General features: G+C 69.1%; 21 protein-coding genes. 11 read left to right on the top strand and 10 right to left on the bottom strand.

Annotated elements, in window-relative coordinates; translation table 11 throughout:
• The 3 genes from moeZ to ABZX92_RS27900 form a co-directional block, all read right to left on the bottom strand.
• Positions 1 to 1,097, bottom strand: a 1,097-nt coding sequence (gene moeZ / locus ABZX92_RS27910) for an adenylyltransferase/sulfurtransferase MoeZ (RefSeq protein WP_355565435.1), incomplete at its 3' end; no start/stop codon positions are given.
• Between the two features lie 83 nt (positions 1,098 to 1,180).
• Entirely contained in the window at positions 1,181 to 2,173 is a 993-nt protein-coding gene (locus ABZX92_RS27905) for a DUF3152 domain-containing protein (protein ID WP_355565432.1), read from the bottom strand.
• 40 nt (positions 2,174 to 2,213) lie between these two features.
• Positions 2,214 to 3,167 carry an alpha/beta fold hydrolase gene (locus tag ABZX92_RS27900; protein ID WP_355565429.1) on the bottom strand — a complete coding sequence of 318 codons (954 nt, stop codon included), beginning with the start codon at positions 3,165 to 3,167 and terminating at the stop codon, positions 2,214 to 2,216.
• A 125-nt stretch (positions 3,168 to 3,292) separates the two neighbouring features.
• Between ABZX92_RS27900 and ABZX92_RS27895 the strand changes: the two genes are divergently transcribed.
• Positions 3,293 to 3,922, top strand: coding sequence for a TetR/AcrR family transcriptional regulator (locus ABZX92_RS27895; protein WP_355565426.1), 630 nt, complete (start codon positions 3,293 to 3,295; stop codon positions 3,920 to 3,922).
• A gap of 37 nt (positions 3,923 to 3,959) precedes the next feature.
• On the opposite strand, the gene ABZX92_RS27890 is transcribed toward ABZX92_RS27895, so the two are convergent.
• Complete coding sequence (locus ABZX92_RS27890; RefSeq protein ID WP_355565424.1) at positions 3,960 to 4,739, bottom strand: alpha/beta hydrolase; 780 nt, start codon at positions 4,737 to 4,739, stop codon at positions 3,960 to 3,962.
• On the bottom strand, positions 4,712 to 5,599 hold the full coding sequence (locus ABZX92_RS27885; protein ID WP_355565421.1) for a diiron oxygenase: 888 nt from the start codon (positions 5,597 to 5,599) through the stop codon (positions 4,712 to 4,714). Before ABZX92_RS27885 ends, ABZX92_RS27890 begins: the two co-directional genes overlap by 28 nt.
• A 61-nt stretch (positions 5,600 to 5,660) precedes the next feature.
• Here ABZX92_RS27885 and ABZX92_RS27880 point away from each other — a divergent pair, with 61 nt between their 5' ends.
• Together ABZX92_RS27880 and ABZX92_RS27875 are read left to right on the top strand one after the other, a co-directional pair.
• Complete coding sequence (locus ABZX92_RS27880; protein WP_355565419.1) at positions 5,661 to 6,344, top strand: TetR/AcrR family transcriptional regulator; 684 nt, start codon at positions 5,661 to 5,663, stop codon at positions 6,342 to 6,344.
• Positions 6,344 to 6,655, top strand: a complete 312-nt coding sequence (locus tag ABZX92_RS27875) for a DUF4873 domain-containing protein (protein WP_355565416.1) — start codon at positions 6,344 to 6,346, stop codon at positions 6,653 to 6,655. The genes ABZX92_RS27880 and ABZX92_RS27875 overlap by 1 nt, the downstream gene beginning before the upstream one ends.
• Before the next feature lie 46 nt (positions 6,656 to 6,701).
• On the opposite strand, the gene ABZX92_RS27870 is transcribed toward ABZX92_RS27875, so the two are convergent.
• Positions 6,702 to 6,926: a DUF3107 domain-containing protein gene (locus ABZX92_RS27870; protein ID WP_355565413.1), complete on the bottom strand. Its 225-nt coding sequence runs from the start codon at positions 6,924 to 6,926 to the stop codon at positions 6,702 to 6,704.
• Positions 6,927 to 6,969: 43 nt separating this feature from the next.
• Positions 6,970 to 7,614: a ferritin-like fold-containing protein gene (locus ABZX92_RS27865; RefSeq protein WP_355565410.1), complete on the bottom strand. Its 645-nt coding sequence runs from the start codon at positions 7,612 to 7,614 to the stop codon at positions 6,970 to 6,972.
• A gap of 169 nt (positions 7,615 to 7,783) precedes the next feature.
• Here ABZX92_RS27865 and ABZX92_RS27860 point away from each other — a divergent pair, with 169 nt between their 5' ends.
• Genes ABZX92_RS27860 through ABZX92_RS27850 form a run of 3 tightly spaced genes read left to right on the top strand, consistent with a single transcriptional unit; the run spans position 7,784 to position 11,649 of the window.
• Positions 7,784 to 9,418, top strand: a complete 1,635-nt coding sequence (locus ABZX92_RS27860; RefSeq protein WP_355565407.1) for a DEAD/DEAH box helicase — start codon at positions 7,784 to 7,786, stop codon at positions 9,416 to 9,418.
• A 4-nt stretch (positions 9,419 to 9,422) separates the two neighbouring features.
• Positions 9,423 to 10,760 carry a hypothetical protein gene (locus tag ABZX92_RS27855; RefSeq protein WP_355565404.1) on the top strand — a complete coding sequence of 446 codons (1,338 nt, stop codon included), beginning with the start codon at positions 9,423 to 9,425 and terminating at the stop codon, positions 10,758 to 10,760.
• 7 nt (positions 10,761 to 10,767) lie between these two features.
• On the top strand, positions 10,768 to 11,649 hold the full coding sequence (locus ABZX92_RS27850; RefSeq protein WP_355565402.1) for an alpha/beta fold hydrolase: 882 nt from the start codon (positions 10,768 to 10,770) through the stop codon (positions 11,647 to 11,649).
• Here the strand turns inward: ABZX92_RS27850 and ABZX92_RS27845 are convergent, their stop codons facing one another.
• From ABZX92_RS27845 to ABZX92_RS27835, 3 genes are all read right to left on the bottom strand, one after another.
• On the bottom strand, positions 11,650 to 12,075 hold the full coding sequence (locus ABZX92_RS27845; protein ID WP_355565399.1) for a hypothetical protein: 426 nt from the start codon (positions 12,073 to 12,075) through the stop codon (positions 11,650 to 11,652).
• Positions 12,059 to 13,384 carry an O-antigen ligase family protein gene (locus ABZX92_RS27840; RefSeq protein ID WP_355565397.1) on the bottom strand — a complete coding sequence of 442 codons (1,326 nt, stop codon included), beginning with the start codon at positions 13,382 to 13,384 and terminating at the stop codon, positions 12,059 to 12,061. The genes ABZX92_RS27845 and ABZX92_RS27840 overlap by 17 nt, the downstream gene beginning before the upstream one ends.
• A gap of 93 nt (positions 13,385 to 13,477) precedes the next feature.
• Complete coding sequence (locus ABZX92_RS27835; RefSeq protein WP_355565394.1) at positions 13,478 to 14,086, bottom strand: A24 family peptidase; 609 nt, start codon at positions 14,084 to 14,086, stop codon at positions 13,478 to 13,480.
• A gap of 205 nt (positions 14,087 to 14,291) precedes the next feature.
• On the opposite strand from ABZX92_RS27835, the gene ABZX92_RS27830 reads away from it, so the two are divergent.
• The 5 genes from ABZX92_RS27830 to cpaB all read left to right on the top strand — a co-directional run bounded on the left by ABZX92_RS27830 (position 14,292) and on the right by cpaB (position 16,946).
• Positions 14,292 to 14,483 carry a Flp family type IVb pilin gene (locus ABZX92_RS27830; protein ID WP_355565391.1) on the top strand — a complete coding sequence of 64 codons (192 nt, stop codon included), beginning with the start codon at positions 14,292 to 14,294 and terminating at the stop codon, positions 14,481 to 14,483.
• The gene (locus ABZX92_RS27825) at positions 14,480 to 14,638 is read left to right on the top strand and encodes a Flp family type IVb pilin (protein WP_355565388.1); all 159 of its coding nucleotides are present in this window, start codon (positions 14,480 to 14,482) and stop codon (positions 14,636 to 14,638) included. Before ABZX92_RS27830 ends, ABZX92_RS27825 begins: the two co-directional genes overlap by 4 nt.
• A 64-nt stretch (positions 14,639 to 14,702) precedes the next feature.
• Positions 14,703 to 15,107, top strand: coding sequence for a TadE/TadG family type IV pilus assembly protein (locus ABZX92_RS27820; protein WP_355565385.1), 405 nt, complete (start codon positions 14,703 to 14,705; stop codon positions 15,105 to 15,107).
• The gene (locus ABZX92_RS27815) at positions 15,098 to 16,180 is read left to right on the top strand and encodes a TadE/TadG family type IV pilus assembly protein (protein WP_355565382.1); all 1,083 of its coding nucleotides are present in this window, start codon (positions 15,098 to 15,100) and stop codon (positions 16,178 to 16,180) included. Before ABZX92_RS27820 ends, ABZX92_RS27815 begins: the two co-directional genes overlap by 10 nt.
• Positions 16,181 to 16,196: 16 nt before the next feature.
• The gene (gene cpaB, locus ABZX92_RS27810) at positions 16,197 to 16,946 is read left to right on the top strand and encodes a Flp pilus assembly protein CpaB (RefSeq protein WP_355565379.1); all 750 of its coding nucleotides are present in this window, start codon (positions 16,197 to 16,199) and stop codon (positions 16,944 to 16,946) included.
• Positions 16,947 to 16,950: the final 4 nt, after the last annotated feature.

Here is a 16,950-nt window from a genome sequence, read left to right as displayed (position 1 = left end):
TCGACGCGCAGACCTACGTCGCGGACTTCTACGCGTCGTTCGGCTTCGTGGCGGAGGGTGCGGAGTTCATCGAGGACGGCATCCCGCACCTGACGCGCCTCGCCCGAGAGGATCTTGTCCTTCGGGATCAGCACCGAACCCGGGATCTTGACGATCTCGTACTCGTGCGGCTCGCGGACGTCCACCAGCAGGAAGTCCTCACCGGACTCCTGCTTGTGCTTGAGCTCCAGCGGCGTGATCGTGTTGCCCGCCGCCGCCTGCTGCGCGTCCGTGGAGACGACACCGCAGAACGCGTCGTAGTCGATCAGCTCGGTGATCTTCGGCGACTCCGGGTCCTTGCGGATCTTGATGGTCCGGTACGACATCTCCAGCGCGTCGTAGACCATCAGCCGGCCCAGCAGCGGGTCGCCGATGCCCGTGAGCAGCTTGATCGCCTCGGTGACCATGATCGACCCGATGGACGCGCACAGCACGCCCAGCACGCCGCCCTCGGCGCACGACGGAACCATGCCGGGAGGCGGCGGCTCCGGGTAGAGGTCGCGGTAGTTCAGGCCCTGGCCGCCGGGTGCGTCCTCCCAGAAGACGCTCACCTGGCCCTCGAACCGGAAGATCGAACCCCAGACGTACGGCTTGCCCAGCAGCACCGCGGCGTCGTTCACCAGGTACCGCGTGGCGAAGTTGTCGGTGCCGTCGAGGATCAGGTCGTAGTCGCGGAAGATCTCCAGCGCGTTCTCGGAGTTGAGGTGCGTCTGGTGCAGCACGACCTTGACGAACGGGTTGATCTCGGCGACGGAGTCACGGGCGGACTCGGCCTTCGGACGGCCCACGTCGGACTGCCCGTGGATCACCTGACGCTGCAGGTTGGACTCGTCCACGACGTCGAAGTCGACGACACCCAGCGTGCCGACCCCGGCCGCGGCCAGGTACAGCAGTGCCGGGCTGCCCAGGCCACCCGCGCCGACGACGAGCACCTTCGCGTTCTTCAGCCGCTTCTGCCCGTCCACCCCGACGTCCGGGATGATCAGGTGCCGGCTGTAGCGCGCTACTTCTTCCTTGGTCAGCTCCGCGGCTGGCTCAACGAGCGGCGGAAGCGCCATTTGCTCCTCCTCGACGGACTGCATGCCTCTGTATCCGAGACAACGTCAACCTTGCCTCGACTCTTCCTCGTTGGAAAGCCGTCTCAGCCAGCGGGAAACGGGTTCGGCGTGCAGACCTTCTTGTCCGCGGGCACGACGTCCAGGCCGGCGTTGAGCTGCGACACGAAGTCGTTCGAGACACCGAACGTCTGCTGCATCATCACGGGTGCCGGCGCACCGTTCTCCGGGCACGCCGCGTGACCGCTGCCGAGTGCGTGGCCGACCTCGTGGTTGATCACGTAGGTGCGGTAACCGGACAGGTCAGGCCCGTAGACCATCGCGCCGCGGACCCAGCGGGCCACGTTGATGATCACGCGCTTGCTGTCCGGATTCCAGCAGGAGGTCTCGAACGGGATCTCCTTGCCGCACAGCGTGTGCGTGGTCTTCGTGCTGGTCAGGCTCACGATGAAGTCGGGGTTCTGGTTCGCCTCGACGCGCTGCAGCGCGACCTGCTTCGTGCCGATCCAGCTGCGCGGATCGGAGAGCGTTCCCTCGACGGTCCGGGCGAACGCCGCGTCGTCGTTGCCGTAGTCCGCCGGCTTCACGCCGTCCTCGATGGCGACCGCGTACTTGCGGAACTTCTGGGCGTTCGCCTCGCCGACCCGTGGCCCGCCGCCCGCGATCGCCCGCCAGGTGCCGACACCGTCCTCGGAGAACGTCGGACCGCCCGGCAGCTCGGCCGTGGGGACGTTCAGCTTGGGCTTCTCCGCCTTGACCTCGGTCGCCGGCGCCTCGGGTGTGGTGGTGGACACGTCCTTCGTGTCGCCTCCGGTGCCACCGGCCGCAGGCGACTTCGGCTGCACCGTGTCGAGCACGACGAGCGCCGTCAGCACCAGGAGCACCGGAATCGCGTAGATCCGCCACCCGTAGCTGGAGACGAGCTTCTTCATCCCACCGCGTCGGCGGGGCCGCCGGTACTGGCCGGTGCCTTCCGGCTCCCAGGCGGCCGCGAGCGGTTCCGCGCTGGTCCGGCGCTCGCCGCGACGGTAGCGGTCAGCGGACGGAGCAGTACGTCCTCGCTCGGGGGCGCGATTCACGTCACCCAGGGTCCCACATCCCCCGTATGGCCGTCGTTCATCACCATGTGTGTCGGTCGACCGCCTCCCACATGCCCAGCACGGCCCTCGCGACGGTGGCGGGCCGCTCCATCTGGGCGACGTGCCCGGTCTTGGGGAGCACCAGCAGTCGTCCTTTCTGCAGCAACCGCGCCGTTCGTGGACCCTTGCGCACGCTCACCAGCCGGTCGTTCTCGCCCCACAGCACCAGCGTCGGCGCCTTGACCAGCGGCAGGATCCGCCACAACGACTTCGGCCCCGGCGTCAGCCAGCTCTGCATCAACCCGAACGTGCTCTTGTTGAGCGCCTGCCCGGCCCACTTCTGCCGCGCGCGCTCCTCGTTCTCCTTGATCGACTCCTCGATCCGGTGGTCCGGCACCACGCTCGGGTCCGCGAAGCACAGCTCCAGCATCTGCTTCGTCCGGTCGTGGGCCGTCAGCTTGGCCAGCTCCCGCCGGACCTTCGACCCGATGACCGGGAACACCGCGAGCGCCATCCGCGGGTCCGACATGCGATCGAGCCGCGGCCTCAGATCGGGCACCGCCGGACTCACCAGGGTGAGCGACTCGACCAGATCAGGCCTGGTCGCGGCCGCGATGACCGAGATCGCCCCACCCATCGAGTTGCCGAACAGGTGCACCGGCCGCTTCAGCGTCTCGATGTACTTGATCACGGTGCGCGCGTGCGTGGGCAGGCTGAAGTCGTAGCCGGGAATCGGCTCCGACCGCCCGAACCCCGGCAGGTCGATCGAGTACCCGCTGACATGTTCCCTGAGCTGGGCCGCGAGGTCTGTCCAGTTGGTCGCGGACCCGCCGAGCCCGTGCACGTACACCGCGGGCGGCCCGTCGCCAGGCGTCACCCTGACGTGGACCTCATGGTCATCCACCTGGTGAAACTCACCTGGCCACGGCGTCTGCGTCTTGTCCAGCGGTGGCAGTTCGACCGTGGACAACGGGGCGGGGATCAGCGTGCTCACCTGACCAGGATGCGGGAAAGAAGGCGCAGATGGTTCTTGGATGTGGGCTACTAGCGAGTAAGGTTGCGCTCACGCCTCGGTCAGGCAACCCCTCTCCGACGGCTGGAACTCGTGCTGGAGGCACCATGACGGAGACGGCGCAGAGCGCACCCGCAGGCAGGGGCGTTCGACTGCCGCGCACCGCCCGCCGCGCGCAACTGCTGGCAGCGGCGCAGGACGTGTTCGTCGCCAACGGCTACCACGCCGCGGCGATGGACGAGATCGCCGAGCGCGCAGGTGTGTCGAAGCCGGTGCTGTACCAGCACTTCCCCGGCAAGCTCGAGCTCTACATGGCTCTGCTGGAGTCTCATGTGGACGAGCTGGTGGGGCGTGTCCGCACGGCCATCGCCTCCTCGTCGGACAACAAGCTCCGCGTGCGTGCCGCCGTGGCCGCCTTCTACGACTTCGTGGACGGCGAGGGTCAGGCGTTCCGCATGGTGTTCGAGTCAGACCTGCGCTCCGAGCCGGCCGTGCAGGAAGCCGTCGAGCGCGCCACGACCGACTCCGTGGACGCCATCACCGACACCATCACGGCCGACGCAGGCCTGGACCCCGAGCGCGCCCGCCTGCTGGCCGTCGGCCTGGTGGGCCTCTCCCAGGTCACCGCCCGCTCCTGGCTGGCGGACAACCGCCGCGTGCCCAAGGAAGACGCCGTCGCCCTGATCTCCAACCTCGCCTGGCGGGGCATCGGCGGCGGCTTCCCGCTGCAGCACTGACCTCCACGAAAAAGGGCCCGCGAGTGCGGGCCCTTTTTCACATCAGTGCGGCGATCCTCCGCGCCACGTCCTCGGACCGTTCCAACGGCAGCATGTGCCCGGTCTTCGGGTAGATCACGAACTCGGCGCTCGGCAGCGCCTCCGCCAACACCCGTGAGTGCCGCATCGGCGTGAGCAGGTCCCACGACCCGGCCATCACCACGGTGGGGATCTCCGCCAGCACCGCCAGCGCTTCCCGCCGCTGGTGCAGCGTCAGCTCCTCGCGGATTCCGACGAACGCCGCACCGGTCGTGTTCCCGGCCATCGCCGCCGCGGCCCGGACGTCCGCCCACCTCGGGCGACGGCCGAACGTGACGCGCAGCCCAGGCGTGATCAAGCGGCCGAACCCGACCTTCGGCCGCTTGACCAGCCACTTCCCCGCGAGCCGCTCCACACCGCTCAACCGGGGCAGGTTCCCGCACGACGTGGCCACGAGAGCCACCCCCGTGACGCGCGAGAACAGCTCGGGGCGCTGCTCGGCCAGCGCCATGATCGTCATGCCGCCCAGTGAGTGCCCGGCCAGCACGATCCGACCGGTCGGGACGCGCTCCTCCAGCACCGCCGCCAGGTCGTCGGCGAGCTCGGAGATCGTCCCCGCACCGGTCGAGTTCCCGTGGCCGCGCACGTCGTACCGGACCACCCGGCCCGGCAGAGCGGCGGTGACGCGGTCCCACGTCGTGAGGTCCATGGTCCAGCCGTGCAGCAGGACCGCCGTCACCTCGGAGGTCGGGTCTCCGGACTCGACGACGTTCAGCCGACCAAGAACGAGCGACGCCATGAGCGCATCCCCGGCCTTCCCACGAGTCCGGCCTCGTCCAGGAACGACATGATCCGTTCCCCGGCCCAGCGAAGGGTCTCCTGGAAGCGGGGATTGCCCAGCGCCTGCCGGTGTGCCTCGCGCACGTCCAACCCCACGGCCGCGTACACAGCCGGATTGATGATCGTCCGAGTGATCATCATCGACACGTATCCGACCAGCCACTTCTGGTACGGCAGCTCGAAACCGCGCAGCTCGCCCATGCCGCGCAACAGCTCCTCGCGCGCGAACCGCACGTGGCGGGCTTCCTCCAGCACGTGGATGCGGTTGACCATCCGCACGATCGGCTGGACGGTCTCGTCGTTCATCGCCTCGCGCTGCAGCCGGTCGAGGATCTCCTCGGCGACCAGGATGGAGCCGTACATCGCCGGGCCGTACCCGATGGTCGGCAGCAGCTTGCCCAGCCGGTGGGTCGTCCGCACCGGGCCATAAGGCGGGCAGCCGATCCGCTCCACCAGGCGCGCGAACATCGTCGAGTGGCGGCACTCGTCCGCCACCTCGGTCAGCGCGTACTGGGCGTGCCGGGAGGTCGGGTCGGTGTTGTAGACGACCTTCACCAGCATCTGCATCAGCAGCAGCTCGAACCACAGCCCGACCGAGGCGATCGAGGCCAGCTCGTGCTTGGACAGCTCGATGCGCTGCTCAGGCGTCAGAGAGTCGTAGAGCGGCGTCCCGTACAGGGAAATTCGCTGCTCAGGGATGTAGAAGAGACCGTCGACCAGAGGTGCGGACCAGTCGATGTCCACCTCGGGGTCGTAGAACTTCTCCGCGGACGACTTCAGCAGCCTCTCCGCCGTCTTCTCCCGATCGGCGACCCTCATCGGTTGCCCTCCCCGGTAAGTGTTACTTGAGGTAACGGTTACTTCTGGTAGCGTGCGTCACATGGCACGCACTGTCAAGGGGCCGGACGCGCGACGTGAGCGGTGGAAGGGGCATCGCGAGCAGCGCAGGGCGGAGTTCGTGGAGGCCACGATCGCCGCGGTGGCCAAGAAGGGGCCGGACGTCGGCATGGAGGACGTCGCCGCCGAGGCCGGCGTCAGCAAGCCCGTGCTCTATCGGCACTTCACCGACAAGTCCGACCTGTACCTGGCGGTGGGCCAGCGCGCCACCGAACTGCTGATGGAACGAATGGGTCCCGCGCTCGCCGCCGACGGGCCGATCCGCGACCGCATCGAACGGATCGTGGACGCGTACCTGTCGGTGATCGAGGACAACCCGAACCTCTACCGGTTCGTGGTGAAGGGGTCCTTTGTGGACCGTCCGGTCGAGAAGGACGTCGTGCAGGAGGACAAGAACCTCATCGCGAACACGCTCGCCCGCATCCTCGGCGACTACCTGCGCGCGTTCGAGATGGACTCCGGCGGCGCCGAACCGTGGGCGCACGCGCTCGTCGGCATGGTGCAGAACGCGGGCGACTGGTGGCTCGACCGCCAGACCATGTCCCGCGCGAACCTCAGCGACTACCTGGCCACGATCATCTGGCACGCCATCGACGGGCTGCTGCGCTCGGCGGGCGTCCAGGCGGACCCGGCGAAGCCACTCACCCCACTCCGATTGGTGGACTGATGAGCGACGAGCACGGCGAAGAGGGCTACACCGGCGAAGCCACCCTGATCTTCGGAACCGACGAGGTCGCGGTCGACGTCGAGCTGCGCGGCTACTTCCAGCCGATCGACGGCCGCTACCACTGGTACGGCCGGATCAAGCAGAACGACGAGGTCACCACCCGCGTCGAAGCCGGCGCCCGCACAGCGCTCCTGCGCACCCCCACCGGCCAGGCAGAGGGCTCGCTGACCGACCCCGACCCGTGGGGCCGCTACCGCGTCGGCGGCATCTCGACCCCGCCCTACAAGATCGAAGAGCCGGCAGAACACTGAAGAAGCCCCGGTCAGAACTTCTGACCGGGGCTTCTTGCTGAACGACTCAGGCGCCGAAACCGACCTTGCGCGAGTCCTGCGGGCCGATCTCCACGTACGCGACGCGGCCAGCGGGCACGACAAACCGCGCACCCTTGGCGTCCACCAGCGACAGCACACTGGACTTGCCGGACACCGCGTCCGCCACCAGAGCCTCAACCTCTGCCGGGTTGAGCTCACTGGTCACGACGAGTTCCCGCGGGCTGTCCGCGACGCCGATCCTGACCTCCACGCTGACCTCCGTGCTCAAAGAGAAAATCCAGAACCGAGCCTACCTAGCCCAGACCCAGCTGCGTCATGCGCCGCGCGTGCGACTGCTGGAGCCGCCGGAACAGCTGGCCGATGCCGGCGAGGTCTCCTGACCCCCGCACGATGAGCTCCGAGAGCCCGTCCCGCTCCGCCACCACGTACTGGGCCTGCGTCAACGCCTCGCCGAGCAGCCGGCGACCCCACAGCGCGAGCCGGTCGCGGACGCGCGGATCCGACTCGACGGCGGCCAGGACTTCGCGCTCAGCGAACGCCGAGTGACCCGTGTCGGCGAGCACGGCGAGCACCAGCTCACGCGTCGGCGCGTCGTCGAGCCACGAACCGACCTCGCGGTAGAAGTCGGCCGCGAGCCCGTCGCCCACGTACGCCTTCACCAGCGACTCGAGCCACGACTTCGGGCTGGTCGACTCGTGGAAGGCGTCGAAGCCCTGCACGAACGGCGCCATCGCGTCCTCGACGGCGATGCCCTCGGCCGCGAGGTGCTTCTGCAACAGCGTGAAGTGCCCGATCTCGGCCGCGGCCATCTGCGCCAACGCCGCGCGCCCCGCCAAGGTCGGCGCCGTGCGCGAGTCCTCCGTCATCCGGTCGAAGGCCGAGAGCTCGCCGTATGCAAGCGCTCCCAGAAGATCGACAACACCCTCCGCAACACCCATGGTGACGAACTCTAGTGGTCAAATGAGTCTCGCCAGGTAGAATGGGCTCGGACGCCCGGCGTGACGAGTGTGACGAACCGCCGCGAGGCGCACGAAATGGTGCGCGTACACCTTTCCCGCAGCTGATACCGAAGCGCGGTCGAGAGGCCCGGCCAGGGCTCGTACGCGCTTGGTACGAGAGAGGCTGATCACCCTGACCGCTGAAGTAGAAGCACATCTGGACCCGGTCCTGCTGGAACACAGCGAAGCCGGAGTTCCCGAAGAAGACCCGTCGCACCCGCTGCTGGCAGACGCCCCGGTGGCCACCGACGCCCCCACGTTCGCCGAGCTGGGAGTGCGTGACGAGATCGTCAAGGCGCTCGGCGAGGCCGGCATCGTCCGCACGTTCGCCATCCAGGAGCTGACGCTCCCCATCGCCCTGTCCGGCGACGACCTGATCGGTCAGGCGCGCACCGGCACCGGCAAGACCCTCGGGTTCGGCGTGCCGCTGCTGCACCGCCTCGACGTGCCCGGCGACGGCACCCCGCAGGCGCTTGTGGTCGTGCCCACCCGTGAGCTGTGTCTCCAGGTCGCGCACGACCTCACCGACGCCGCGAAGCACCTCGACGTGAAGGTCGTCGCCATCTACGGCGGCATCCCGTACGAGCGGCAGATCGCGCAGCTCCGCAAGGGCGTCGACGTCGTCATCGGCACGCCCGGTCGCCTGCTCGACCTGGCCGAACAGCGCCACCTGGTGCTCGGCAAGGTCCGCTCGCTGGTGCTGGACGAGGCCGACGAGATGCTCGACCTGGGCTTCCTGCCCGACATCGAGCGCATCCTGACCATGGTCCCGGACAAGCGGCAGACGATGCTGTTCAGCGCGACCATGCCGGGCCCGATCATCACGCTGGCCCGCACGTTCCTGAACCAGCCGACGCACATCCGCGCCGAGGAGAACGACGCAGGCCAGACGCACGAGCGCACCAAGCAGTTCGTCTACCGCGCGCACTCCATGGACAAGCCGGAGATGCTGGCCCGCGTGCTGCAGGCCCGCGACCGCGGTCTGTCGATGATCTTCGCCCGCACCAAGCGGACCGCGCAGAAGGTCGCCGACGACCTGACCGAGCGCGGGTTCGCCGCGGCCGCCGTGCACGGTGACCTCGGCCAGGGCGCGCGCGAGAAGGCGCTGCGGGCGTTCCGCAGCGGCAAGGTCGACGTGCTCGTGGCCACGGACGTCGCGGCGCGCGGCATCGACATCGACGATGTGACGCACGTCATCAACTACCAGTGCCCCGAGGACGAGAAGACCTACGTGCACCGCATCGGCCGCACGGGCCGGGCCGGGCGCGAGGGTGTCGCCGTCACGTTCGTCGACTGGGACGAGACGGCGCGCTGGAAGTCCGTCAACGAGCTGCTGAACCTGGGCCAGCCCGAGCCGATGGAGACCTACTCCACGAGCGACCACCTGTTCGAGGACCTGGGCATCCCGTCCGGCTCCACGGGCCGGCTGCCGCTCAGCCACCGCACGCGTGCCGGTCTGGACGCCGAGGAGGAGGAGAAGCTCGACAACGGCAAGCGCAAGCGCCGTCGTCGCACCGGCTCCACCCGCACCGGCGCCGAGCAGGCAGCTCCGGAGGCGAGCGAGGAGACCAGGCCGAAGCGCACCCGCAGCCGTACGCGCAGCCGTTCCGGCGTGCCGGTCGAGGGTGAGCAGGCCGAGGCGCCCGCCACTGCGGAAGCGGGCGAGAAGTCCGCCTCCGACAAGCCCCGCAGGCGTCGTCGTCGGCGTTCCTCTGCCGAACAGGCCGCTCCTTCGGCAGACTGATCACATGTCGTCCCCCGGTTCCGACGTCACCGACATCGAGGACGTCCTCGACGAGCCCGCGAACCCGTTCGCTCCCGCGCCCGTCGAGGAACGTCCGCCTGCCCGGTCCTGGCGCACCCGCGCCGACTACGTGGCGGTCGCGCTGATCGCGGTCGTCTCGATCGTCGCGTCCGTGCTGACCTGGGCGTTCAGCGATGCGCGGGCCACGACGTCGGTAACCGGGCCGGCGTCGTGGGACCAGCTGCCCGAGGTGACGGCGCTGCCTCCGAACCTCGCCGAGGTGTGGCGTGCCCGCAGCGGCGCCACCCTGTCCCCGGTGGTCGTGCAGACGCCGCTGAAGGAGACGGGCGAGGAGAAGCCGTCGACGGTCGTGACCGGCGACGGCGGCGAGATGAACGGGCGCGACCCGCTGACCGGCGACGTGCGGTGGACCTACAAGCGCGACCTGCCGCTGTGCGTGGTCAGCACGGGCCAGTCTCGCGCGATGGCCCTCTACTCCAAGGGCACCAACTGCTCGGAGATGACCGCGGTGGACGGCGTCACCGGTGAGCGCAAGGCGCAGCGCGACGGCGACGCCGAACCGGACACGGCGCTGCTCAACGAGGGCTCGCACATGATCACCACCGGGTCGAAGTACCTGGAGGTCTACCGGCGCGACGACCTGGTGAAGGCGCTGGAGTACGGCGCACTGCGCGCGATCGTGAACCCGAACAAGCAACCGCGCGTCGGCTGCACGTACGGGTCGATGGCGGTGACGTCGGGCAAGTTCGCGCTGGTCGAGCGCTGCCCGGACGACGCCTCCGACCGGATCTCGGTGATCAAGCCGAATCCGGACAAGGCCGACGACCCCAAGGTGTTCATGAGCGTCCTGACCGGCGTCCGGAACGTGCAGGTCGTGGCCGTGACGGACCGGCTCGTCGCGGTGGCCGTGCCGAACCCGAGCCGCATCGTGGTGTTCGACGCCGAGAGTGGCAACCAGATCAGCGAAGCGCCGGTCGACGTGCCGTCCTCGGACTTCACCGACCCGCCGCGCCACGTCGCGCGCAGCTTCGCCACCAAGACGAACGCCTTCTGGTTCAGCGGTTCCAAGACGGTCGCCCTGTCGCTGGAGACGCTCACTCCACTGTGGACGGCCAACGACACGCTGGGCGCCGGCACGACTCTCGCGGGCCGCGCGCTCGTCCCGGTGAAGGACGGGCTGCGGGTGTACGAGCAGGTCACCGGTGAGCTCGTCGGCACGATCCGGGTGCGGCGCGACGGGTACACGGGCCCTGTGCAACTGGCCACAGCCGGTCCCGTTGTGCTCGAGCAGCGTGGCGAAACCCTGGTCGCGCTGCGATAGTTCCCTCGTGTACTCGCAGATCAGCCCGCACCGGGCACAACGCGTCGACCTGCCAGGCCGGTACGGCACGATAGCGGCGCTGCGCGCGCCCGCGGTGGGCGACGACGCGATGCGCACGACGGCGCTGCTCGTGCCGGGCTACACGGGTTCCAAAGAGGACTTCGCGCCCATGATCGACGGAATCGCGGACGCCGGTTTCGAGGTGCTCGCGATCGACCTGCCCGGCCAGCAGGACTCGCCCGGCCCGGACGACGAGGCGCTCTACCGCCCAGGCCCGCTGGGGTCGGTGCTCGCCGAGCTGATCGAGAAGATCGTCGCGGACGGCCGGAAAGTGCTCTTGCTCGGCCACTCCTACGGCGGTCTGGTCGCGCGTGCCGCGGTGTTCGCCGGTGCCCCGATCACGGGCCTCACGCTGATGTCGTCCGGCCCGTCCGAGCTGCCCGCCGGTGAACGCCGCACGGTGCTGGAGGTCGGCGAGCACGTGCTGGCCGAGCAGGGCGTCGAGGGCACCCAGAAGCTGAACGAGCTGCGCTCGGCGCAGAACCCGGCCTACGCGGCACTGCCGCAGGAGCTGAAGGACTTCTACCGCAACAGGTTCCTGGCCTCGCCCGCCGCCGCGTTGCTCGGCATGGGCAACGGCCTGCGCTACGAACCGGACCAGGTCGCGAAGCTGGCTCGCGCGCTGCGGTCGTCGGGCATCCCGGCGCTCGTGGTGTGCGGTGACGCCGACGACGCGTGGAGCCCAGCCGCTCAGCGCGACATGGCTGAGCGGCTGGACGCCGACTTCGCGGTGCTGCCCGGTGGTGTGATGCACTCCCCGAACACCGAGGCACCGCACGAGCTCATCGCCACGCTGCTGCCGACGTGGCGAGCGTGGCTGACCTCGTAGTTACAGGCCGATCCGGATCGTGCGCTCGTCCTTCGCGCTGACGTTCGGCCAGCCGTTGATGGAGGCCTTCGCGAACGCCTCACCCAGGCCGAACGGGCGGTCGTTCGCCTGCACGTTCAGCGTGAGCGTCTCGAACCCGCCGGTGCAGTTCAGGCTGTTCTCGTACGCGCTGCCGACGGCCACGCCGCCGAACTTGGCCTGGTTGACGATCAGCTGCAGGCTGGCCTGGCTGCCCGCCGGGCAGGTGTAGGTCACCTGGACCGCGATCGCCGCACCCCACGCCTTCAGCTTCGCGGGCGACTCGACTCGCACGAGACCGGCCGACGGCGACTGCGCGCTCACGTCCGCCATGACCGGCGCGACCGACGCGAGGATCGCGCCACCCGCGACGGCGGCGATCGCCAGCGTCTTACCCGAGAACTTCATCATCGGTACCCCCTACTGATCCGTCCCCTGTGGACGGAAACCCCAGACCGGCGCACAGGCCGGCGAACACGAGCACCACGGGCAGGTGCCAGAGGAAGTCGAATCCGCTGTGCACCAGCACGACTGCGACAGCCGCCATCGCCCCGGCCCACAACGGAGTTCCGCGCCCACGCCACATGGCGACCAGCACGGCCGCGACCAGCCCCAGCACCAGCACCAGCCCGACGGCCCCCAGTTCGACGAGCACCTGGAGGTACTCGTCATGGACGTAACGCATCATCCGGGTGCCTTCGTTGCCCGAGTTGAAGAAAAAAGATCCATTTCCCGGTCCGGTGCCGAGCAGCGGCGACCGGGAGACCAGCTCCAGCGCGGCTCCGGTGGCCCCGGCGCGGTCCGGTGAGCTGAACGAGAGCCGGGTGGCGAGCCGGTCCGCGAACGCGAACGCGGCCACCGCGCCACCTGCCGCGAGCAGCACCGCGACCGGCACGACGAACCGTCCCAGCCTGGGCAGTCCCAGCGCCACCAGCGCACCGGCGACCAGCCCGGCGACCGCGACCAGCACCTGCGGCTCGTCGGCCACGCGCATGGTCGGCAGCAACGCACCGACGGCGACCACAGCGCCGAGCAACGGTGGCGCGGCCGTGACGACCGTCGTCTTGAGACCCCTGAACACGCACAGCACCAGCAACCCGGCCACCAGCGCGAGCACCCCCGCGCGGCTCATCGTGGCGCCGATTCCGGTGCACAGCAGGAAAGTCATCACCGCGGTCGGCAGCGTCGGCCGCAGGACCAGCGACAACACCGCGGTTGCCGCCATCACCGCGGCGGCGGCGTTCGGATAGGTCAGGGTGGACGCGGCACGCAGCAACCCTTCCGCCACCGTCGTCCAGGCCGGCACGCGGAACACCACGGCCACCCACCCGGTGAACGCGACCAGTGCGCCGACACCGGCGAGCACGGTCGCGAGCAGCTCACGTTGTGCCTGATCCGCCTGTGCCGCAACGAGAACAGCGCCCACGAACACGCCTGCGGCAGCGGTGGCCGGCAGCGCGGCGAGCACGTCGCCTTCGAGCAGCCCGCGCACCACGGCCCACAACGCGAGCACTCCGCCAAGTGCCGCAACGAGGTTCGGGCGGGGACGCGCGAGCACCACCGCCACGCCGACCAGCAGTCCGGACATCACCCGGCCGGGCAGGTAGTAACCGCCCTGCGCGACGACCGCCGCGGCGAACCCCGCGACCACCAGCAGCACCGGAACCGGCAACGCCACCGATTCCCGGCGCGCGCCAACGACTTCTCCTGCGACCACTGATTTCCCCCAGAGCTTCGAACCCGCCTCCCCAAGCGGATTGAGAGCACACTGTAGGTGCCAGGAGGTCTTGGGCGGAAGCCTGAATTCGCGTCAGCTCAGCAACACCGCGGTGAACGCGCCGAGCAGCATGAACGGCCCGAACGGCAGCGAGCTCTTGAGGGTGACCCGCCGCAGGAGCAACAGGACCAGCGACACGACGGCCGACAGGACGAACGCCAGCGCGGCACCGAGGAGCAGCACCGGCCAGCCGAGCCACGCCAGCGCCATGCCGATCACGCCGGACAGCTTCACGTCGCCGTAGCCCATCCCGGCCGGGTTGACGAACTCCAGCACCCGGTAGAGGAACGCGAGCAGCAGGCCGCCGAGCACGGCCCGGCCGAGCGCGCCGATCGTGCCGCCGGTCAGGGCCGCGACGGTCAGCAGGATCAGCACCGCCGGGTACGCGGGCAGCGTCAGCACGTCCGGCAGCCGGCGCACGGCCGTGTCGATGAACGCCAGCGCGACCCCGACCGCGCCGAGGCAGGCGAACGCGAGGACCTCCACCGAGCCGGCGAACTTGATCGCCAGCACGGCCAGCACGGCCGCCGACACCAGTGGCAACGCGATGCCGGTACGCGTGAACCGGTTGACCAGGTCGCGCAGCGCGACGCCGGACGCGAGTCCGCCGACCGCGCCTCCCACGGCCCAGAGAAGTGTCATGTGATCGACGGTAGATCGCGTGCGGTCCGAACGGAACGTGACGGCGCCAGGTGTGGCCGAGGGGCCGACAGCGTGTCCCCCGATCGACCGACATGTCCCCCGAACTGCGCGTTCGTTACACCTCTTCGTCCGATACCGAACCCTGTCGGCGGTCACGCAGAGTTGCGACGTTCGAAGTCGGATCCCATTCCCCCAGGAGACCGTCATGCTCACGTTCCTCAGCTACGTGCAGACGTTCCTCAACCACATCAAGCGCGAGAACGACGATCGCGGCGCCACCGCCGTCGAGTACGGCCTGATGGTCGCCCTCATCGCCATCGTCATCATCGCCGGCGTCGCACTGGTCGGCACCAACCTGCTCGCACTCTTCAACGAGATCGCAGGCGAGCTCGGGTGATCGCTCGTCGGCATGACCTGGACCGCGGCGCCACGGCCGTCGAGTACGGCCTGATGCTGGCGTTGATCGTCGTATTCGCAATGGTGGCCATCACCGCCGTCGGCGACAACATGGCCGCGATGTTCGAGTTCATCGCCGACGTCCTCGACGGCTGAAGTCTCCTGTCCCGCGTGGCCGGCGTTCCCCTCCGCCGGCCACGCGCCTTTCTTCGGAGCGGTCATGAAATCCGATGCTCGCGACCGCGGCGCGACCGCTGTCGAAGTCGCACTGCTGATGCCGGTCATCCTGGTCCTGATCATGGGCATCATCGACTTCGGGTTCGCCCTGCGTGCCCAGATCACCCTCACCCAGGCGGCCAGGGAAGGCGTCCGCGTCGCGGCGCTGAAGCAACCCGGTGCGGCTGCGCGCACGCAGACCGCCGCCGACAAGCTGAACGGCAGTGTCGGCGTCTCGGTCAGTTCCTGCCCTGCCACCGGCACTCCCGGTGCCAGCAACGCCACGGTGACGGTGACCTACTCCTACGAGTTCATCACGCCGGTGGGCGGCCTCGCCGGGATGTTCGGCGGCGCGAGCTTCGGCTCCCCGATCGCGTTGAAGGCCACGGGAGTCATGCCATGCGAATGATGCGATCGGACGACCGCGGCGCACTTGGTGTGCTCATCGCGATCCTGCTCGGTTTCGGCGTGCTGCTCGGCATGGGCGCGATCGTCATCGACGTCGGCTTCCTCTACCAGGAGCGCGCCGAGCTGCAGAACGGCGCCGACGCGGGTGCTCTCGCCGTGGCCCGCGGCTGTGCGACCGGCGCGACGACCTGCCTGGTGAACAAGGCGAACTACTTCGCCAACCACAACGCCAACGACGGCGTGTCCACTGTGGACAAGGTGTGCGGGTTCGACGGCACCGGCGTGCTCTCCTCGTGCAGCACCCCCTCCGGCAAGATGACGGACTGCCCGGCCAAACCGTCTTCCGGCACCAAGTACGTCGACGTGCACACCTCGACGCAGACCGCTGGTGGCGGCACGCTGTTGCCGCCGGCGTTCGCCCGCACTCTGGCGGGCAACGGTTCCTACGACGGCTCGCGGGTTCGTGCCTGTGCCCGTGCCACCTGGGGAGCGCCGAAGACGGCGACCACGATCGCGCTCACGATCTCGTGGTGCGAGTGGTCCCAGGCGACCTCCGGCGGCACCACGTTCGGTCCGGTACCTCCGGCCACACCACCGTTGTCTGCGCATCGGGTGCTCAAGCTGCACACGACCAGCGGCACCGGGTGTCCTGGTGGTCCCTCCGGCGCGGACGGTCCCGGCGAGTTCGGCTGGGTCGACGAAGTCGACAACGACTGTTCCGTGCTGATCAACAACAACACGTACAGCTCGGACACGGGCGCTTCGGCCGGCAAGGACTGCAAGACCGCGCTCGCCGCGTCGTGGTCCTCGCACACACCGGTGTGGCTGCCCGTCTACACGAAGGTCACGGGCACCGGCACCGGCGGCACGTACACGCTGTCCGGGTTCGCCGGCTTCGTGATCACCGGCTACTGGATCCCCGGCGCGTCGCAGAAGGACTGGCTGACGAACAAGGACGAGTGCAAGGGCACGGAGAAGTGCGTCGCCGGCTACTTCGTCCAGGGCCTCCTGCCCAACACCGGCACCATCGGCGGCCCCGACCTCGGTGTCCGCATCGTCCAGCTCACCGGCTGAAACCCCAGGAGTTGTCATGAAGAACCGCGCATTCATCATCATCCTGGCGGTGTTGCTGGCCGTCTGCGGCAGCGCCGGGGTGTTCCTCTACGTCCGCAGCGCCGACGCACGCGCCATCGCGGGTCAGCAGGCCGTCACCGTGCTCGTCGCGAAGGACCGCATCCCCGCCGGAACCGCGGGCGACAAGCTCGCGGACCTCGTGGAACAGCAGCAGATGCCCAAGGCCAGCGTGCCGGAGAACACCATGTCCTCAGTGGACTCCTCGATCGCGAGCCTGGTCACCTCGGCGGAGGTCGCCGAGGGTCAGCTGCTCACCAGGACGATGTTCACCGAGCCCGCCTCGCTCGCCAAGGGCATCTCGATCCCGGACGGGATGATCGCGGTGACCGTGCCGACCGAGGCCTGGCAGCGGGCCGGCGGGCTGATCCAGAAGGGCTCCAAGGTCGCGGTCTTCGACACCTTCACCGTGATGGACGGCAAGGGCAACACCCCGGCCGGTGACGGGCTTTCCAAGCAGTACGAGCGCAACCAGTCCACCCGGCTGCTGCTGACGAGCCTCGAGGTCCTCTCCGTCGTCGACGAGAAGAAGGCGGCAGAGGACGGCGACGTCGGCAAGGCGATCGTGACGGTCGCGGTGAAGCAGGCGGACGCGGAGAAGCTCATCCACGGCCAGCAGACCGGCACGCTCTACTTCGCGCTGCTCGGCGGCAAGTCCGAGATCACGCCCGGCAACGGCATCGACAACCGCTCCCTGTTCGGAAACTGAGGCG

This window comes from Lentzea sp. NPDC006480 (genome assembly GCF_040611995.1).
GTDB lineage: Bacteria > Actinomycetota > Actinomycetes > Mycobacteriales > Pseudonocardiaceae > Lentzea.
This window is presented reverse-complemented; position numbering and strand designations above follow the sequence as displayed.